General features: G+C 42.1%; 1 protein-coding gene. It reads left to right on the top strand.

The genetic code is table 11. The features are described 5' to 3' along the window. Positions 1-418: ketopantoate reductase C-terminal domain-containing protein (locus tag C1I98_RS46770; protein ID WP_267898117.1), on the top strand; the 418-nt coding region annotated here is incomplete at both ends.

The following is a 418-nucleotide window of genomic DNA, read 5'->3' as shown; positions in this document are numbered from 1 at the left end:
ATTGGCGGTACAGCAATGATTGCCACCGTACTCAATGATTTTGGCGATGTGGACTTTATGGGGGCTGAAAGTGCCGGATCATCTGTCTACGCTAATCTGACTGAGCAACCTTCACAGGTCATGGATAACCTTTTAGTTGATTTTCAGGCGGCCCATTTAAATCCCAGTTATACTGAAAATTTCATGGGAACATTACTAAAAAAAGTTTTTTTCAACGCTGTCGAGAATTCTATTGCCACAATGTTTCAATCACGTATGGGTCAATTGATGGCTTATGATGGCTTTTTAGAAGGCATTGCCCGACCACTCATTAACGAAGCTTATGATGCAGCCGAAGCGGCTGGCATTAAACTCATTGAGACACGTGATGAAATGGTTGCACAAGTTGATTACGTTTCTAATGTTGCTAACCCTCTAC

The organism is Spongiactinospora gelatinilytica, from assembly GCF_003236385.1.
GTDB classification, from domain to species: Bacteria; Actinomycetota; Actinomycetes; order Streptosporangiales; family Streptosporangiaceae; genus Spongiactinospora; species Spongiactinospora gelatinilytica.
Note: the sequence above shows the minus strand (reverse complement) of the source record. Positions and strands in the feature narration are given on the sequence as shown.